Consider the following 18,218-nt stretch of genomic DNA (forward strand, 5'->3'; position numbering starts at 1 on the left):
TCCCCCAAAAATCGAACCACCTAAAACACACATCCCCGCCGGCGCGGGAATGTTCAAAAACCGTCAAACTCACCTTCAGCGAAGGTGAGTTCATGCTGACTTACCAGCGGTAATTCACGCTTGCCACCATACGACGTGATTCGCCGTAATAGCAGGTTCCGAAATCACAACCAGCAAAGGACTCGTCATCCAAAATATTATTGAGGTTAACCTGCACATCCCACTGTGTATTGATGGCGTAGCTTGCCATTGCATCCCACAGCATATAAGCAGGCACCTTTTTATCGAGCGAGGCATCCACAGACGTTCCGGTATAACGCACGCCAGAGCCCAACGTCAGCCCCTCAATCCCAAGGCCTGCAAAATCATAGCTCGCCCAACCTGTCGCTAAGTGGCGCGGAATCATCGACTTGCGCTTCTGGCTCGTTCCTTCACCCGTATGAGCATCGAGATAGGTGTAGCTGGCATTCAGCATCAGATTCTCTGTCACAGCCATGCGAGCTTCCACTTCGAGCCCTTGCGTATTGGTTTTTGTGCCCGATTGACTGGTGGTTAACGCACCATTGCTGCCGACAGTAGAGGCGGTTGCGTTTTTCTGGTCGATATCAAACCACGCCAGATTGACATAGCCATCGAGCCAGCTTGGCATGTATTTCACACCCACCTCGGTTTGGTTGCTCTCGACGGGTTTGTAGAGTTTGTTGGTGGTGAAATCTAAGCTGCTGATCACATAGAAAGATTCAGAGTAGCTCACATAAGGTGACAAACCGTTATCGGCTAAATAGATCAAACCGCTGTTTAATGACAGTTGGCCATCATCAAGCTCATCTTTATTCAAACCTTTGCTTTCAACATCAATTTTGTCGTAGCGGCCACCTAAATTCAGAACCCATTTCTGTTGCCACTTCGTTTGATATTGCGCGTACACTCCCAGTTGCTGTTTGACAATCTCATTGTCATACAAGCTGCTTGAAAGATCTGGCACATTGCCGTAGGTCGGATTAAGGCTGTTGATCACGCCCACCGGTGAACCAGTGCCATTACCCAGCCATTTATTTTGGTGATACTGAATGTCAAACCCGGCCAGTAAGCGGTGCTCAAATTGGCTACTTTGCCACTGTGCTTGGGCGTTGTTATCTAAGGTTACGCTGTGTGCATCACCATCATTGATCAAGGTATAACGTGCCAATGTGTATGGGTCGCTATCTTGCCAAGCATTTTGATAGGCCGAAGAGCTTCGCAGGTACAGATCAACATAGGCGTAGTTGAAGTTTTGCTTGAGGCTCCAAGTGTCGTTCAGTTGATGAGAGAGTTGGTAGCCGAACGACAATTGTGTTTTATCGAAATCATCGTGATCCGGCTCGCCAAAGTTGCGGTTAGGCGCAATCGTCTCACCATTGGGCAGCGCCACTAATGTGCCATCGCTTGGGAAGAAACCGTTTTGTGGCACGCCGTTATCTTTCAAGAAAGTGGCCATCAGCGTTAGCGTGGTTTGATCTGATAAATCGATAGCGTAGCTTGGCGCAACATAAACGCGCTGGCTCTCAATGCCATCCAATTCACCCTCTTTTTGATTAACCATCGCCACCAAGCGGTAGCGCTGGCTGCCATCTTGGTTGGCCCAATCGGCAATATCGACACCCAACTGCTGGTAATTTTTATTCCCCACCGACAGAGATACGGAATGCTGCGCGCCATCAGTCGGCTTTTTCTGCACCACGTTGGCAATACCGCCCGGCATGGACTCACCATACAGCACCGAAGACGGGCCTTTCACCAATTCAACTCGCTCTAAACCAAAGGGTTCAACCGTCCAAGCAAAGAAACCTTCTTTATAAAGACGGTTACCATCGAGATAGACACTCGGTTCAAAACCACGCACAAACATCCATTCGGCGTCGTTATCCGCGCCATAAGGTGAGGTGTACCCCGGCGTATAGCGCAATGCTTCATCCAGTTTTTGTACGTTATGCTGGTCCAGTTCATCACGTTCAATGACAGTGACCGACTTTGCGGTTTCTTGTGTCGGGGTATCGACTTTCAATGCCGATGCCGTTACCACGATCGTGTCTAAAACTGGTGGCGGTGTTTGCTCAGCTTGTGCCGTAGCCGAAACCATGAACAGACAAGGTAATGCGCTGATTTTTAATATGTTGTGAATTGCTGTCCCCAGCAAGCTTGGGCGAATGAGATCCATTAAAGGATACCTCCTGCTTTAATTAGTTTGAGAAACGTTTTTATTATCATTATTATTGCCCGTCATTTTACTGATAAATTCAATATTTAACAGATAAAAATAAGAATGAATCTCACTCGCATATCACCATAAGTTGATCACCTATGTTTCAATGGTTTGAAAATCTCACGACGGCGTTTCCTAAAGAAGAGCCGCAACAACCGCCTAACTCCTTATTAGCCTTCTGCCGTCATTACACGCGGGGTTTTGAAGTACCGTTATTGGTCATGTCACTGCTCAGTGCTTGTGTGGCGATTGCCGAAGTCACCCTCATTCGCTATATGGGTGAATTGGTTGATATGCTTGGCAGCCAACAACGTGCCACATTCTGGGCTGATCAGAGTGACCGCTTGTGGGTAATGGCTGCGCTGGTGGTGGTCATTATGCCGCTGCTGGCTTTCTTCCACTCCATGATCATGCACCAAACGCTACTGGGTAATTACCCGATGTCGATACGTTGGATGATCCACCGCTACTTACTCAAACAGAGCGTCAGTTTTTTCCAACGCGATTTCGCGGGGCGGATCGCCACCAAAGTGATGCAAAGTTCACTCGCCGTGCGAGAAACAGTGATGAAACTGGTCGATGTACTGGTTTACATCGCGGTCTACTTCGTCTCGATGATTTGGATGATGGGCGAATCTGACCGCATCTTGATGATCCCGATTCTGATTTGGCTCGTGGCCTACATCATCATTCAATTGTATTTCATTCCCAAGATGAAAAAAGTGGCGACCGATCAAGCCGATGCTCGCTCAACTATGACGGGCAGCATAGTCGACAGTTACACCAACATTGCCACCGTGAAACTGTTTTCCCATTCGCAACGAGAAATGCAGTACGCCAAAAGCAGCATGAAACGGTTTTTGAACACCGTGTACCAACAGATGCGCATGGTGACGTGCCTGTTGTGGAGTGTTGACGCCATCAACTATTTACTGCTGTTTTCTATCGCCGCTTTATCAATCAATTTGTGGCTCGATGCCTCAGTGACTGTCGGTGTCATTGCGATTGCGATTAGCATTGCGCTGCGCGTACAAGGCATGTCGAAATGGATCATGTGGGAAGTGAGCGCACTATTTGAAAATATCGGTACTGTGGTGGATGGAATGAATACCTTGTCGCAACCAGTGACCATAACGGATGTGGCCAATGCGCCGCCGCTGCAAGTAACGCAAGGGCAAATCAGCTTCCATAACGTTCACTTTCACTATGGACAAGAAAACACTGTGTTTGAAGCGCTTAACTTTGAGTTAAAAGCGGGCGAAAAAGTGGGCTTAGTGGGTCGTTCGGGCGCGGGTAAATCCACACTGGTTAACTTGCTGCTGCGATTTTACGATTTGAATGGCGGCAAAATCTGCATTGATGGGCAAGATATTTCGCAGGTCAGCCAAGATTCACTGCGCCAACACATTGGTATGATCACGCAAGATACTTCGCTGTTGCACCGCTCAATCCGCGACAACATTCTCTATGGCAACCCAGAGGCCGGGGAAGAGGCGCTGATAGAAGCAAGCCGTCAAGCGCATGCTCATGATTTTATCGCGCAGTTGCAGGATGAGAATGGCAACCTTGGCTACGATGTTCAAGTGGGAGAACGCGGTGTCAAACTCTCTGGCGGCCAACGCCAACGCATTGCGATTGCCAGAGTACTATTAAAAAATGCGCCGATTCTGATCATGGATGAAGCCACCTCGGCCCTAGATTCAGAAGTGGAAGCGGCTATTCAAGAAAATTTTGAAACGCTGATGGAAAACAAAACTGTGATCGCCATTGCGCACCGTTTATCAACCATTGCCGCCATGGATCGCTTAATTGTGCTGGATGAAGGACGAATCATTGAACAAGGCTCACACCAAGAGTTGCTGCAACGACAAGGCGTTTATGCTCAGCTATGGGCGCATCAAACGGGTGGGTTTATAGGCGAACTTGCGTAGTGGATGCTCTTTAGGCCAAATAAAAGGCCTTTAGACACATCCAACAGAGAAAGAAGATGTGCTAAAGGCTGCGCTATTTCACCCAATACCCTCACTTGACCGAGTTTGGGTATTTTGCATACTATTTTGAATACCATACATAGGGGGGGTGAATTAGCTTAAATCGACATCTTTGCAGCCAAAAAAGTAGGTCGCGAGAAAGCCAACGGTGTAGGAGATTAAAAGACCGCCAACAAACACCATCATCCCAGCAAAAATTCCTTGCTCGGAAGTCATCAATGGAATGGCGACAATGCCTGACGGGCCAAACACCGTATTTAATCCTACTGGCAAACCAAGGTAAGAAACTAAGCCGACGAAGAAACCGCCCGCTGCACCACCAATGCAAGCGGTGACAAACGGTTTAACCCGCGGCAAGGTCACGCCATAAATCAGTGGTTCGCCAATTCCCAAAATACCGGGAATGATCGCCCCTTTCACTTGCGTGCGCAGCAACGCATCTTTATTCGCTTTGAAATAGAGTGCCAGCGAAGCGCCCACTTGGCCGCCGCCCGCCATCGCCAAAATAGGAAACAGAGAGTTAAACCCTTGTACATCCATCAGCGCAAAATAGACTGGCACAAACCCTTGGTGAATACCAAACACCACCGAAATTAAGAACAAACCCGACAGTAACGCCGCGCCCAACGGGTTATCATTGAGGTTCAAAAACAACCATGACATGCCTTTAAACAGCTCACCACCAATCGGCATGATCACCAAGAAAGTCACCGCGCCCATGATGAGTAACGTCACCACAGAGGTTAAGATCATATCCAAATCATCAGGCATGTATTGACGCACTTTACGTTCTACTTGCGCGCCCAGAATAGAGGCCAATAGTACCCCGATGATGTTGCCGCGTGGGTCAATGGCGAAGCCAAAGAATTCACTCATACCCGAGTAGATACCCGTTGTCGCCTCTGGGTTATACCCCAGCACAAACAGCGAAGCTAAAATGGCACCATTAACACCCGAGCCACCGAAAGCTTGCTGCGCGTTATAACCAATTAAAATACTCAAGAAAGCAAAGAGCCCTTTACCAAACACTTTCATATAAGTAATGAGATCGAGCATAAACTGGCTAGGCGATTGATCGATAACGAACATTTGCTCCAGCAAAGTGGCAAAACCAAGCAACAAGCCCGCAGCAATGAAACCGGGGATCAGCGGCGTGAAAATGGTCGCAAATTTGCTTAAAAAACGTTGTACGCCGCTGGTCTGTTTACTCTTCATCTGCTTTTTCTGCTCAGCAGCAATCGCGGATAGATCGGCAGTTACGGCCATATCCGTCTCAGCACCGTCACCGTTGGCGATCATCTCATTCATCATATCGGCCGCCGTTTGCGCTTTGCCTGGGCCTAAAATGATCTGCAGTTGTTGGTCACTCTCCACCACGCCCATTACGCCGGGAAGGGTTTTCAGCAGAGCCTGATCGGCCAATGCCGTATTATTTAATGTCAAACGTAAGCGCGTCATGCAGTTGCCACACTTACCGATATTGCCACTACCACCGACTGCACTAAGCAGCTTGGCGATCATATTTGAGGTTATTTTTGCCATTGGGACATCCTTGGATAGATCCAGTCGGGTTATTGATCATTCAGTGCCGCGCGAATAAAACCATTATGCTTGGCCAGTTTTTGCGTCGCTTGCTCGGCGCTTAGCCCCGCAAGAATCATTACAATGGCGGTTTTACAGTGACGATGGCAGGCGCTCAGTGCTTGTTCTGCTTCCTCTTTACTGCAACCTGTCGCTTCGACCACAATGTTATTTTGGCGCTGAATCAACTTAGCGTTGGTCGCCTCGACATCGACCATGAGGTTGCCAAACACTTTACCGCAACGAATCATCGCGCCGCTGGTTAACATGTTAAGCACCAGTTTTTGCGCCGTGCCCGCTTTCATACGTGAAGAGCCCGTGACCACTTCCGCGCCCACCACTGGCACAATGGCAATGTCAGCCGCGTGCTGCATCGCGCAATCTGGGTTGCACACTACTGCCACAACCGTTGCACCCAGTGATTTAGCGTAAGCCATGCCGCCTAGCGCATAGGGTGTGCGACCACTGGCGGCGATACCCACCACCACATCGTTGCGGGTCAAATTAATATTTTTCAGATCGCTTTGCCCAAGCTCAACATTGTCTTCGGCATTTTCAACCGCTTTAAGAATCGCTGGGTGTCCGCCCGCAATAAGCCCAACCACTTGTTTAGGATCAGAGCCGTAGGTGGGTGGGCACTCGCTAGCATCTAAAATCCCCAAGCGACCGGAGGTTCCCGCTCCCATGTAGATCAAACGTCCACCCGCTTGAAATGCCAAGGTAATGGCATCCACCGCTTGCGCTATCTGCGGTAAGGTTTTTTCAACCGCCAACGCGACCAGTTGATCTTCACGGTTAATGACTTGCAACATCTCTAAGGTGGAAAGGGTGTCAATGTCAGCACTGACAGGGTTGCGGCTTTCGGTAACCAACTGGGTTAGGTCTAGGTTCATCGTCTATTTCTCGGTTTGAATTCGGAACTGAGGGCGATTCTATGGAATAAAATATTCCATTTTAGTGACAAAAATCACAACAAAGGTTATTCTTTGACCAGTCATTGCATGGAATAATGGCCTACAATGCACCGATATCTTTTAAGCCTCTGAACAAAAGGCTAGTTAATACAAGCCACTATACTAATGTTCGTTATTTTAAATTTGGAATAATTTATTCTAAATAATACAAGGATCGCGCATGTCTGTGATGCATAAAATCGTCAGCCGCCGCACTCAACTCTCTCGCAGTGAATTACAAATCGCTGATTGGATCATCACTCATCCAGAAAAAGCCGCGCTCGCCACTAGCCAAGCATTGGCCGAACACGCAAAAGTCAGCCAATCGAGCATTGTCAAATTTACCCAGAAAATTGGCTTTAGGGGCTACAGTGAGTTTAAGTTAGCGCTGGCCGAAGAGCTTGGCCGTAAATTGGCGTTTCAGACCACGCCACTGCACAGCAATATTCTGGCTGACGACCCACTGGCGGTGATCGCACAAAAATTAGTGCAAGCGAAAACAGAGGCGATGTTTCACACCACCAACGCGCTTTCATTTCCCCATTTCAACCAAGCAGTACAGTGGATAAACCTCGCCAACCGCGTGCAAATTATCGGTATCGGCGGCTCGGCGCTCACCGCAAAAGATTTGGCTTTTAAGCTCCTGAAATTAGGCATCACAGCGCTGACAGAACAAGATAGCCACGTACAAATCGCCACCGCACGCACGCTGGGTGCGCAAGATGTTCAAATTGTGATTTCATTTTCAGGAGAGAGAAAAGAGATTTTGATTGCCGCCGAAGCGGCCAAGCAGCAAGGAGCAAGCGTTATCGCGCTCACCTCTCCGAAGAAAAATCGATTACGTGAATTAGCCGATCTCTCTTTTGATACGATTGCCGATGAAAGTGAACATCGCAGCTCATCCATCGCCTCTCGCACCGCGCAGAACGTTCTAACCGACCTGTTGTTTATTACTCTTGTACAGCAAAGAGACGAGTCGGCGCGTCAATTGATCCAAGACATTTCATCTGATATTCGTCAAATCTTTTAACGGAACTAATCGCTCTCTTCAATGCAGTGCATGCGATGAAAAACGCGATGAATGATCGGTGCAAATAGGGTAGCCAATGAAACGAAAAAGACCGTTTCGATAAATAAGCTGTAAAAGGCTAAAAAGAGATGCAAGCTCGGCGCAAGATGCAGATTGATTATCGGGTAGGGAAGTTCGAGACCACTGACCATCGAAAGCGCATTCAACCACGCTTGCGCCGCCGGGAGATCAGCTAGGTAGACAAAACCCACCACTCCGGGAATGAGGCCAGTCAACAGCAGTAACGCAGCGATCGCCGCATAGCGTAAGCAGCGCCATGTAAAACGCTCAACGGAGATAACTTCTTGATGAATCGATTCAAATTTCACGCCAGCCTCCTTGATGTTTGCCTCATCATAAGCAATGGCGGCTTAATAATGAAGGACCAAAAGGCGGATATGCAGAGTTGATCTACACGCTTAGAAACCTCGCGCTAATAATTGCGCGAGAAACGCCAACTCTTCTTGGCTCTCTTTGATGGCAAGTGCTTCAAGCCAAACCGACTCGCTGTAATGCTCGGCTTTGAGAAAAAGTAAGCAACCTTCAAAATCAATCAACCATGAGTGAATGTCCGCATCCCATTGTTTTTCTATCACTGTAGCCGAAAGCTGCTTGACCAAACGCTCGCCTAGTGCAGGAAAAGTATCGACATCAAAACGCGGTGTACTCAAGACGAGTCGCCCTTCATCTTGTAAATTGTGTGCTAAACCGAACTCAGCCATGGTGGGTTAAGTGCTCCTGAATCAGGTCTAAAAATGGGTCGGCGTATTTTTCAAGCTTGCGTTGCCCAACGCCGTTAACGGCCAACATTTCTCCGTACGAAGTGGGCAATATTTCCGCCATATCAATTAGGGTCGCATCGCTAAAGACCACGTAAGGCGGCAGGCCATCTTCATCAGCAATCGATTTACGCAATTTACGCAATTTGGCAAACAGTGGTTTGTCGTAGTTTTTGTTGGATAACTTATCTGATTTCGCCGCACGAGCGGCTGTGTCTAAGCGTGGAATAGCTAACTCTAATGGCATTTTTCCACGCAACAGCGGTCGCGCCTCTTCCGTCAACTGCAAGGTCGAATTGCGAGTAATGTTTTGCTGCAACAACCCTTTATGGATCAACTGACGGAAAATACTCACCCAATAATCATGGCTATGATCGCGACCAATGCCGTAAGTAGTGAGCTTGTCGTGGCCATTTTCACGAATACGGATATTTTGCATACCGCGCATCACTTCCACCACATAACCAATACCGAAACTTTGGTTGACGCGATAAACGCACGATAACGCTTTTTGCGCCTCTTGCGTGGCATCGAAATGCTTGGGCGGATCAAGGCAGATATCGCAGTTGCCGCAAGGTTTATCTCGATATTCACCAAAATAATTGAGCAACACTTGGCGGCGACAAGTTTGTGCTTCAGCAAAAGCGCTCATCGCGCCCAACTTATGGCTTTCCACCTGCTTTTGTGGCCCTTCAGGCTTCTCATCTAACATTCGACGCAGCCAACTGATGTCGGCTGGATCATAGAGCATCATCGCTTCGGCTGGTAAACCGTCTCGCCCGGCGCGCCCGGTCTCTTGATAGTAAGATTCGATGTTGCGCGGAATATCAAAATGCACCACAAAACGCACGTTGGGTTTATTAATCCCCATTCCAAATGCGACGGTAGCAACCACTATCTGAATGTCATCACGCTGAAATGCTTCTTGCACATAAGCGCGCTCATCGGCGTCCATACCCGCATGGTAACTGGCTGCTCGTAAATGGTTATTGCACAGTTTCTCTGTCAGCATTTCTACTTTTTTGCGACTGCCACAGTAAATGATGCCGCAATGTCCTCTTTGCGTATCAAGATAGCGGATCACCTGTGAAACCGGTTTGTGCTTTTCGACCAAGGTATAGCGGATATTAGGGCGATCAAAGCTGCCCAGATAGACATGCGGTTCTTGCAACTGCAAACGGTGCAAAATATCCACGCGCGTGGCGTCATCAGCCGTTGCCGTCAGCGCCATAAAAGGCACGTGTGAAAAATGCTGTTTAAGTTGGCCTAACGCCGCATACTCAGGGCGAAAATCGTGCCCCCATTGAGAAATACAGTGTGCTTCATCCACGGCAATCATCGCCAATGGCAACTGCTGCAAGCGTTCGATGAAATCGGGCATCAAAACGCGCTCAGGCGACGCGTAAATCAGCTTCAGTTGCCCCGCGTTCATTCGGTTATACACCGACATCAGCATCTCACGTGACATACTTGAATTAATACACTCAGCCGCGACACCGTTGGCTTTGAGCTGATCCACTTGGTCTTTCATCAACGAAATGAGCGGCGAGATGACTAAAGTGATGCCCTCTTTGACTAACGCAGGGATCTGATAACAGAGCGATTTCCCCCCACCCGTTGGCATGATAACTAAGCTATCTTGCCCCGCTAACGAAGCGTCAATCACCTCTTGCTGGCCGACACGAAACGACTGATAACCGAACACAGTCTGTAAAATACTGTGCGGTGTCTCAGGTTGAGGATCGGTTTGTTGAGCCATTAACGTTGCGGTCATGAAATTTCCAAGGGTGAACAAAAGGGGTAGAGCAACCGCTATACCGCAAAGCGTCTTATTGTAGTGGGGTTCGATGGTGAATAAAACCGCAAAATGTAGCGGTAAAGCGAATCACTTGATTCTCGGCCATTATTCGCCACTCAAACTCCCGAGTAGGCGGTTGATTAACAAAGCTGCAACTTACTTAAGGAACAGTATATACTGTCGAATCGTTTCGCTGGCTCAGCACTTCACTCCTTTGAGAATTCATCATGACCGCAGAAGAACAACAACGCTCCAGACAAGGCGTTTTACTCGCTATTGGTGCTTACACTATGTGGGGCATCGCACCGATCTATTTTAAAGCAATCAACAATGTTCCTGCACTTGAGATCCTCACTCACCGCGTAGTGTGGTCGTTTTTCTTGTTAGCAGCACTACTTCATTTTGGCCGCAACTGGCGTAGTGTACGCAGTGTGATTACTCATAAATCAAAGATGATCTATCTAATGACCACTGCTTGTCTGGTTGCGGTGAACTGGTTAATTTTCATCTGGGCGATCAATGCTAATCATATGTTAGATGCCAGTTTAGGTTATTACATTAACCCACTGCTCAATGTGGTGCTCGGCATGCTTTTTCTTGGTGAGCGATTACGCAAACTGCAGTGGGTCGCGGTAGCGCTAGCCACCATTGGTGTGGCCATTCAGTTAATTGTGTTTGGTTCGATTCCTGTGGTCGCCATCGCTTTGGCGACCACTTTTGGCTTGTATGGCTTACTGCGTAAAAAAGTGGCGGTTGATGCACAAACAGGTTTATTTATCGAAACCTTAGTGATGTTGCCCGCGGCGTTGATTTATCTATTGTTTATCGCCAGCTCGCCAACTTCAGATATGGCGCTCAATCCGCTTAACCTCAACCTACTGCTGATCGCAGCTGGCGTCATCACGACCTTGCCTTTGCTTTGTTTCACAGGAGCAGCAACGCGTTTAAAACTTTCAACGCTGGGTTTCTTCCAATACATCGGCCCAAGCTTGATGTTTTTGCTCGCTGTCTTGGTTTACGGTGAAGCCTTTTCTAGTGATAAAGCCATTACTTTTGCCTTTATTTGGGCTGCATTGTTGCTGTTCAGTTTTGATGGTTTAAAAACAGGCCGAACCGCGCGACGCGCTCAACGGGCATAAATCGATTAGATACAGTGGGTCTCATTATCCAATCCTGAGACATCGTGGCATAAATCGAACATTCCAAGCACAACCGACTGGCGAATAACAACTGTAAAACGATAAAATAACATCTTCATCACAACCCAATGGAGATGGGCATGCTCTTGACTCACACACGATTGACTCTTCCAGTCTTAATTTTTGCTGTTTCTGCGCAAGCTGCCTCTGATCAGGCAGCCGATGCTTTTGCACCTGAACAAAGTAGTGGTTTTGAACAAAAACAGCTGGTTAAAGCCAAACACTGGATGGTGACAGCCGCCAATCCTTTAGCCACCGAAGCGGGCGCTAATATTTTGCGCCAAGGGGGCAATGCGATCGATGCCATGGTAACGACACAATTGATGCTCGGGCTAGTTGAGCCTCAATCTTCAGGTATCGGCGGCGGCTCATTTTTGGTCTACTGGGATGCCAAGGAAAAAGCACTCACTACCTTCGATGGCCGAGAAACCGCGCCACTCAATGCCACACCAGCTCTCTTTTTAGATAGCGCAGGAAAACCACTGCAATTTTACGATGCTGTTGTGGGAGGCCGCTCGGTCGGCACACCCGGCACCGTCAAGCTGCTTTGGGAAACCCATCGCCAATACGGCAAGCTGGAATGGACTCGCCTGATTGAGCCGGTAGCAAAACTCGCCGAACAAGGATTTGAGGTAAGTCCGCGCCTCGCAACGTTGATCGCTGAGGATAAAGAACGCTTAAGCCGCTTCCCCGCTACCAAAGCGTATTTCTTCGATGCGCAAGGTGAACCACTCAAAACGGGCACCTTACTGAAAAACCCTGAGTATGCCGCCACGCTGAATGCTATCGCGAAACATGGAGCAAAAGCCTTCTACCAAGGTGATATAGCCAAAGACATCATCGCCACAGTGCAAAATGCGCTGGGCAATCCCGGTTTACTTGCCCAACAAGATTTTGATACTTACCAAGTCAAGCAGCGTGAGCCGATTTGTGCGCCTTACCAAAGCTATCAAGTATGTGGTATGGGCCTACCCAGTTCAGGCGCACTCACTGTGGGTCAAATTTTGTCGATCACCGAGCAATATGACTTAAAAGGCTGGGGAGCCAAAGACGTGAACTCTTGGCAGGTGTTGGGAGATGCCTCTCGATTAGCGTTTGCCGATCGTGGCTTGCATATGGCGGATCAAGATTATGTTCCCGTCCCAACCCAAGGTTTATTAGATAAAAGCTATCTCGCTGAACGTGCTCAACTGATCCAACCTGGCAAAGCGCTGACCCGTGCAGAAGCCGGTAACCCACCTTGGCACCATGCACAACTACGTAGCTCAGATCAATCGATTGAATTACCGTCCACCAGCCACTTTAATATTGTCGATCGTGAAGGCAATGTCGTGTCGTACACGACCTCAATCGAAAACGCGTTTGGCTCTCGCCTCTTTGTGCGCGGCTTTTTACTCAATAATGAGCTGACCGATTTTTCCTTTGCTACCCACAGTGATGATCGTCCAATCGCTAATCGCCTTGAGCCAGGTAAGCGCCCTCGCTCTTCAATGGCTCCGACCATAGTACTGCACAACAACCAGCCTTATCTGGCTATTGGTTCTCCGGGCGGCAGCCGCATCATTGGTTATGTAGCACAAGCGTTAATCGCTCACTTCCAGTGGGATATGGATATTCAGGCCGCAATCAACCAACCGCATGTGCTAAATCGTTTTGGTGAAATGGAATTAGAAAAAGGGACTCAAGCAGAACAATTCAAACCGGCGCTAGAAAGTATGGGAGCGAAAGTGGCGATCCGAGATCTCAATTCTGGGCTACACGCCATTCGTATTACAGAGCAAGGTCTTGAAGGAGCGGCTGATCCACGCCGTGAAGGGGCTGCCATCGGAGAATAACACTCAGTAATTTAGTTTCGGTTGGCGAGATAAACACGCGCCAACCGTTTTCTACGCTTCGTTTATTCCAAACCGCTCAAAACCGGCCAGAGTTCTGTGATCATTTTTTACAAGACAGTGGCGACATGGCTGGCTAAGCTTGCATTATTCAACCCTAAATTTTGGTCTCTATGGATAAAGTGAGCTACAGCCAAACGGCCTATCCTGCGATCGGTCTGATTGATGCAGACTATCGTCAGTTTGCGTTTGATCGCCACTACCATCTTGATATTCATATTGGCCTTATCACTCAAGGAACGCAGCGCTTCTACCACCAAGGCGCTTGGCATCAGGTACAACGGGGCGGCGTAGTTCTGATGTCGCCAGATGAACTGCACGATGGGCAAGCGCACAATGGCTCTGGCTACCAAGTGCAAGTGTTTGCTATTGAACCTACTTGGCTACAGCAAACCTTAGAAGCCAAGCAGATTGAACAAGTGCTGGGTTTTGAGCAGTTAATAGTCGATGACGCGCCACTTTTTTGCTCACTGCTGCAACTTCATCACACCATGAAGCAGGATAAGCTCAGTCAACTCGCTAAAGATTGCTTACCCTACCAAGGGTTCACACCTTTACTTGAACGCTATAGCCACTTGAAACTGCCGGAGGTTAAACCGCTTGGCCAGCGCAACTTCGCCACGCTGAAAGAGTGGGTACTCAGTCAACTCGACCAACCAATCCGCCTTGAACAACTCGCTCAGCTTTGCCAGCTTTCACCCACTCAGTTTCAGCGCCATTTCAAGGCGCAAACGGGCATCACACCTTATGCGTGGTTATTGCGTTTACGTTTAGAGCAAGCGATGAAATTGTTGAAAACCGGCACCTCTAGCACTGAAGTCGCCTATCAAGTCGGTTTTTATGATCAAGCCCATTTCAGTAAGGCGTTCAAAGCAACCTTTGGCCTGCCACCCTCCGCCATCAATCGCACACTTTACTAACTAAACTGTCAGAAATTTACAAGGCAAGCACGTTTTCTCCACGCATACTCACCGTAAAACATGAGGAGAATACATGAACGAACTTTCCATATTGGCCACATTGGCTGGCGTACATTTTATGGCATTATTAAGCCCCGGCCCAGATGTGGCACTGGTGGTACAAAATTCCACCCGTTACGGTCGCAGAACCGGAGTTTTTATTGCGCTAGGGTTATCATGTGGCATTGTCATTCACTCATTGCTTAGCCTCACAGGGATAAGCTATTTGGTGCATCAACAACCCGCACTGTTTGCGATGGTGCAACTGGCCGGCGGGGGGTATTTATTCTATTTAGGCTTGGGCGCACTCAAATCCATCTACACCACCTGGCGATCGCCACAAGCTGTCGGAGTCAACAATGAGCGCTACAAGCTGATCGAAAATCAACGCCAAGCCTTTTCCCGCGGTTTTATCACCAATATTTTTAATCCAAAAGCTTTGGTCTTTTTTATCAGCTTAATGTCGAGTTTAGTGCCTGTGGGAATGTCCTTTTCAGGTAAAGGTATCGCCTTGCTGATTCTTTGGGGGCTCTCTTTTATGTGGTTCTCAACCTTGGCGTGGATGCTCTCCACCGCCCGCCTACAAAAACGTTTGCAATCACTCACTGTGTATATTGATGCGGTATGTGGCATCATTTTTACGCTCATCGGTGGACTTATTTTATTGCAAGCGCTGCTTAGCCTTAGCCATTGATGCAGCGATTCGCGCCCATTTTTGTGCGAGATCTCTTACAAACGAGTGAGCAAATATCGCTTTTTGAGTAGGAAAATCAACACCAAAAAGCCTAAATAGTTGATTTTAAATAAAATAACAACCAGCTAGAGAAACCCTTTGCGAAAAAAGCGTTTCTCTAGCATTGCCGATAAATTAGAGATGGGTAATATGAACCTTGTCGGAAGGATTCTGACACGGAACAGGAAAGCACCACGGATTGGTCATCTTCAGGATGAAGAGACGACTGCTCAGGATGAATGGTCGGCACGGAAAGCAAATTGGACATTGAATGGACGCAATAGTAGCTAGGATGGTTACTACTAAGGAAAGACGATGGACACCTCTGGACGAGGCAAGGACTGAACATCAGGATGATGTAAAGGACACCGCTCAAGGAACAAGTGAAGCGCGCTAACGTGGATGGTTAGCAGACTAGGAAGTCACCAAGGACACCGCTAGGAAGGCGAAGAACGGATTAAGCTGACGGAATTCAGCCACTATCATGGATTTGATGCATGGAGCACTTTCGTAGCTGGATTGCTGCAAGTAAGACTATAACCCCGCAGGGCGCAAGCCCTCGGGGTTTTTCTTTTGGATCGGATAAGCATATGAGTTATCCAGCTTTCATATCTTGAACGGCTAGGTTAGGTATTTGGTTTAAACAACGCCATAAACACCCCTCCCGGCCTCCCCCTCAAAGAGGGAGGAGAACAATCCAACCATCTCAGCAAAGAAAAGTACCTTTTCTTTGTACAAGGAAGATCATAGTTTCTCTAGCTTGGCATAAGCAGTCACTAGCCATTTAATGCCTTCACCGTTAAAAGCGACTTGCACTCGACTTTGCGGACCACTACCTTCGAAATTAATGATGGTGCCTTCACCAAAAATAGGGTGTTTCACGCGTGCGCCCAAGCTAAAGCCCGTCTCGTTAAAGTTCTCTTTGACCGCTGTTTGACTAAAACGCCCGGCACTGCTTGGTCGGCTCACTTGCGCTTTCATGCGCACTTCATCAAGGCAGTTTTCTGGCAGCTCACGGATAAAGCGTGACGGCTTATGGTATTTATCCTGACCGTATAAACGGCGAATTTCAGCGTAAGTAATGTAGAGCTTTTGCATGGCGCGCGTCATTCCGACGTAACACAAACGGCGCTCCTCTTCCAATCGCCCCGCTTCTTCGGCCGACATTTGGCTGGGGAACATGCCCTCTTCAACGCCAACCATAAACACCAACGGGAACTCTAACCCTTTCGCGCTGTGCAGTGTCATTAACTGTACGGCATCATCAAATTCGTCAGCCTGCCCTTCGCCCGCTTCCAGCGCTGCGTGGGTTAAAAAGGCCGTCAACATGCTCATCTCATCCGCTTCTTCTGGTTTTTCAAATTGGCGTGTTGCGGTGACTAGCTCTTCCAAGTTTTCAATTCTGGCTTTAGACTTTTCACCCTTTTCAAGCTGATACATCTCAAACAAACCTGAGGTTTTGATTACATGGTCGGTTTGACTGTGTAACGGCATCTCAGCGCTATCATCTTCAAGGGCATTGACCAGTTCAATAAACCGGCTTAATGCGCTTGCCGCACGTCCTGTGAGCACTTTTTCTTCCAACAGCACAAGGCTCGCTTGCCACAAGGTACAGCCGCGATCTCGCGCCGCAAAACGAATGGTTTCCAGCGTTTTATCACCCAAGCCACGCGGTGGCGTATTTACGACTCGCTCAAAGGCCGAATCATCATTGCGGTTAGACATCAAACGCAAGTAACTTAACGCATCTTTGATCTCTTGGCGCTCGAAGAAGCGCATGCCGCCGTAGATGCGATAGGGCAAGCCTGCTTGAATCAAGGCTTCTTCCAAAACACGAGATTGGGCGTTGTTGCGATAAAGCATCGCACAATCCTCTAATGCGCCACCTTTATCTCGCCACTCTTTGATTTTATTGACGGTAAAACGCGCCTCATCAAGATCGTTGTAGGCCGAATAGATAGAAATTGGCTCGCCTTCGCTGCCATCTGTCCAGAGCTCTTTACCCATTCGCTCGGTGTTGTTCGCGATCAGTGCGTTCGAGGCTTGCAAAATGGTTTTGGTTGAACGGTAGTTTTGCTCTAAACGAATGGTATTAACGCTCGGAAATTCCTGCGTGAATTTTTCGAGGTTTTCAATTTTGGCACCACGCCAGCCATAAATGGACTGATCATCATCACCGACGATCATCACGTGGCAATCGCGCCCAGCCATCATGCGCAACCACGCGTATTGGATGTTGTTGGTGTCTTGAAATTCGTCGACCAAGATGTGTTTAAAGCGCGCTTGATAATGTTCACGAATGTGCTGCTTATCACGCAGCATCTCGTGGCAACGCAGCAAAATTTCGGCAAAATCGACCAAGCCTGCGCGATCGCACGCCTCTTGGTACGCGGAATAAAGCTGCAAATAGGTTTGAGTCACAGGATCGCGGTACGCATCGATGTGCTTCGGACGAAGACCTTCATCTTTTTTACCGTTAATCCACCAGCACACCTGGCGCGTAGGCCACTGCTTCTCATCTAGGTTTTGTGCTTTGATTAAGCGACGCAGCAAACGCAGTTGATCTTCAGAATCGAGGATCTGAAAATCCTCAGGCAGGCGAGCGTCAAGATAGTGAGCGCGTAAAATACGGTGGCAAATACCGTGGAAGGTACCATTCCACATGCCCGATGCACTGCCCATCATCAACTCTTCAATTCGGCCACGCATTTCCGCCGCCGCTTTGTTGGTAAAAGTCACCGACATCACTGAAAAAGGCGAGGCGTTTTCAACCGAGATAAGCCAAGCAATGCGATGCACCAATACTCGGGTTTTACCACTCCCCGCTCCGGCAAGCACCAGCAAGTTTTCTAAAGGCGCGGCAACCGCTTCGCGCTGTTTATCGTTGAGACCGTCGAGTAAGAGAGAAGGATCCATCATGGCTAAGCTACTGGTTATTTATACATAATTGCCCAGATTATAACCTCAAATTGCGGCAAGATGCTCGTCTCTATCACATTTTTCTGGGCATTCAAAAATGAAA

The 18,218-nt window shown here is 48.3% G+C and carries 13 protein-coding genes; 6 read left to right on the plus strand and 7 right to left on the minus strand.

From position 1 onward, the window contains the following. Positions 1–100: 100 nt before the first annotated feature. Positions 101–2,197 (minus strand): TonB-dependent siderophore receptor, encoded by a 2,097-nt coding sequence (locus tag PL85_RS00595; protein WP_019282793.1) that lies wholly within the window; start codon positions 2,195–2,197, stop codon positions 101–103. Between the two features lie 143 nt (positions 2,198–2,340). Between PL85_RS00595 and PL85_RS00600 the strand changes: the two genes are divergently transcribed. Then, on the plus strand, positions 2,341–4,173 hold the full coding sequence (locus PL85_RS00600; protein WP_115339372.1) for an ABC transporter ATP-binding protein: 1,833 nt from the start codon (positions 2,341–2,343) through the stop codon (positions 4,171–4,173). 153 nt (positions 4,174–4,326) lie between these two features. Here PL85_RS00600 and murP read toward each other — a convergent pair whose 3' ends face one another. Both murP and murQ read right to left on the minus strand, forming a co-directional pair. Further along, entirely contained in the window at positions 4,327–5,775 is a 1,449-nt protein-coding gene (gene murP, locus PL85_RS00605; RefSeq protein ID WP_019281275.1) for a PTS N-acetylmuramic acid transporter subunit IIBC, read from the minus strand. 29 nt (positions 5,776–5,804) lie between these two features. After that, complete coding sequence (murQ, locus tag PL85_RS00610) at positions 5,805–6,707, minus strand: N-acetylmuramic acid 6-phosphate etherase (protein ID WP_115339373.1); 903 nt, start codon at positions 6,705–6,707, stop codon at positions 5,805–5,807. Between the two features lie 241 nt (positions 6,708–6,948). Between murQ and PL85_RS00615 the strand changes: the two genes are divergently transcribed. Continuing rightward, positions 6,949–7,797, plus strand: coding sequence for a MurR/RpiR family transcriptional regulator (locus PL85_RS00615; protein WP_115339374.1), 849 nt, complete (start codon positions 6,949–6,951; stop codon positions 7,795–7,797). Positions 7,798–7,802: 5 nt separating this feature from the next. Here the strand turns inward: PL85_RS00615 and PL85_RS00620 are convergent, their stop codons facing one another. The 3 genes from PL85_RS00620 to recQ all read right to left on the minus strand — a co-directional run bounded on the left by PL85_RS00620 (position 7,803) and on the right by recQ (position 10,389). Continuing rightward, entirely contained in the window at positions 7,803–8,165 is a 363-nt protein-coding gene (locus PL85_RS00620; RefSeq protein ID WP_017043038.1) for a hypothetical protein, read from the minus strand. A 90-nt stretch (positions 8,166–8,255) separates the two neighbouring features. After that, positions 8,256–8,558: a DUF3630 family protein gene (locus tag PL85_RS00625; protein WP_013855693.1), complete on the minus strand. Its 303-nt coding sequence runs from the start codon at positions 8,556–8,558 to the stop codon at positions 8,256–8,258. Then, a complete protein-coding gene (gene recQ / locus PL85_RS00630; RefSeq protein WP_115339375.1) occupies positions 8,551–10,389 on the minus strand; it encodes an ATP-dependent DNA helicase RecQ in 1,839 nt (612 codons plus the stop codon). Before recQ ends, PL85_RS00625 begins: the two co-directional genes overlap by 8 nt. A gap of 251 nt (positions 10,390–10,640) precedes the next feature. On the opposite strand from recQ, the gene rarD reads away from it, so the two are divergent. The 4 genes from rarD (at position 10,641) to PL85_RS00650 (ending at position 15,157) form a co-directional block, all read left to right on the plus strand. Then, positions 10,641–11,552 (plus strand): EamA family transporter RarD, encoded by a 912-nt coding sequence (rarD, locus tag PL85_RS00635; RefSeq protein WP_017043036.1) that lies wholly within the window; start codon positions 10,641–10,643, stop codon positions 11,550–11,552. Between the two features lie 140 nt (positions 11,553–11,692). Further along, positions 11,693–13,447 (plus strand): gamma-glutamyltransferase, encoded by a 1,755-nt coding sequence (gene ggt / locus PL85_RS00640; RefSeq protein ID WP_164996740.1) that lies wholly within the window; start codon positions 11,693–11,695, stop codon positions 13,445–13,447. 170 nt (positions 13,448–13,617) lie between these two features. Beyond that, positions 13,618–14,424: an AraC family transcriptional regulator gene (locus PL85_RS00645; protein ID WP_174223810.1), complete on the plus strand. Its 807-nt coding sequence runs from the start codon at positions 13,618–13,620 to the stop codon at positions 14,422–14,424. A 73-nt stretch (positions 14,425–14,497) separates the two neighbouring features. Next, positions 14,498–15,157: a LysE family translocator gene (locus PL85_RS00650; RefSeq protein ID WP_017050604.1), complete on the plus strand. Its 660-nt coding sequence runs from the start codon at positions 14,498–14,500 to the stop codon at positions 15,155–15,157. Between the two features lie 783 nt (positions 15,158–15,940). On the opposite strand, the gene uvrD is transcribed toward PL85_RS00650, so the two are convergent. Continuing rightward, entirely contained in the window at positions 15,941–18,115 is a 2,175-nt protein-coding gene (gene uvrD / locus PL85_RS00655; protein ID WP_013855687.1) for a DNA helicase II, read from the minus strand. Between the last annotated feature and the right edge of the window lie 103 nt (positions 18,116–18,218).

It is taken from the genome of Vibrio anguillarum (genome assembly GCF_001989995.2).
Classification (GTDB): Bacteria; Pseudomonadota; Gammaproteobacteria; order Enterobacterales; family Vibrionaceae; genus Vibrio; species Vibrio anguillarum.

What these genes read in the sequence shown, in the direction of transcription:
- PL85_RS00595 (WP_019282793.1), bottom strand. Translation starts at nt 2,197, where the DNA reads ATGGATCTCATTCGCCCAAGCTTGCTGGGGACAGCAATTCACAACATA.
- PL85_RS00600 (WP_115339372.1), top strand. Translation starts at nt 2,341, where the DNA reads ATGTTTCAATGGTTTGAAAATCTCACGACGGCGTTTCCTAAAGAAGAG.
- murP (WP_019281275.1), bottom strand. Translation starts at nt 5,775, where the DNA reads ATGGCAAAAATAACCTCAAATATGATCGCCAAGCTGCTTAGTGCAGTC.
- murQ (WP_115339373.1), bottom strand. Translation starts at nt 6,707, where the DNA reads ATGAACCTAGACCTAACCCAGTTGGTTACCGAAAGCCGCAACCCTGTC.
- PL85_RS00615 (WP_115339374.1), top strand. Translation starts at nt 6,949, where the DNA reads ATGTCTGTGATGCATAAAATCGTCAGCCGCCGCACTCAACTCTCTCGC.
- PL85_RS00625 (WP_013855693.1), bottom strand. Translation starts at nt 8,558, where the DNA reads ATGGCTGAGTTCGGTTTAGCACACAATTTACAAGATGAAGGGCGACTC.
- recQ (WP_115339375.1), bottom strand. Translation starts at nt 10,389, where the DNA reads ATGACCGCAACGTTAATGGCTCAACAAACCGATCCTCAACCTGAGACA.
- rarD (WP_017043036.1), top strand. Translation starts at nt 10,641, where the DNA reads ATGACCGCAGAAGAACAACAACGCTCCAGACAAGGCGTTTTACTCGCT.
- ggt (WP_164996740.1), top strand. Translation starts at nt 11,693, where the DNA reads ATGCTCTTGACTCACACACGATTGACTCTTCCAGTCTTAATTTTTGCT.
- PL85_RS00645 (WP_174223810.1), top strand. Translation starts at nt 13,618, where the DNA reads ATGGATAAAGTGAGCTACAGCCAAACGGCCTATCCTGCGATCGGTCTG.
- PL85_RS00650 (WP_017050604.1), top strand. Translation starts at nt 14,498, where the DNA reads ATGAACGAACTTTCCATATTGGCCACATTGGCTGGCGTACATTTTATG.
- uvrD (WP_013855687.1), bottom strand. Translation starts at nt 18,115, where the DNA reads ATGATGGATCCTTCTCTCTTACTCGACGGTCTCAACGATAAACAGCGC.